The sequence below is a fragment of the Mycobacterium sp. DHQP2018-32-09 genome (assembly GCF_058148405.1).
This window is the reverse complement of sequence record NZ_JBYVYK010000199.1, coordinates 1-391: the sequence shown is the minus strand read 5'-3', so window position 1 is coordinate 391 and position 391 is coordinate 1. Positions and strand designations below refer to the sequence as shown.

General features: G+C 52.9%; 1 pseudogene. It reads right to left on the bottom strand.

The window, feature by feature from the left end:
• Window positions 1–391: pseudogene (sitC, locus tag AC30CM_RS27340) on the bottom strand (iron/manganese ABC transporter permease subunit SitC); the annotation flags it as partial.

The window sequence follows — 391 nt, the reverse complement described above, 5'->3', positions numbered from 1 at the left end:
AATGTCAGTGAGTTGCAGGATATCCGCCGGATCGATTGCCAGAATATTGCCCAGGACGATGGTCTGAATGTTCACGGATGTCGGGTTCAATGACACCATAAACAGCCCCAGGCCAAAAAAGGACGAGAAGATCAGGCCGATGATGGCATCTTCTTTTAAGCGAGTGAGTTGGTTAAGAAACAGCATGCTGCCCGCTGCCAGTCCGCCGGAAAAGAAGGCTCCCAGAGAAAACGGAAGCCCCAGCATATATGCCCCCGCAACACCCGGGACAATAGAGTGCGACAGCGCATCGCCAATCAGCGACCAGCCTTTTAGCATCAGATAGCATGACAGGAAAGCGCAGAGACCGCCGACCATCGCCGAGACCCACATCGCATTGAGCATATATTCA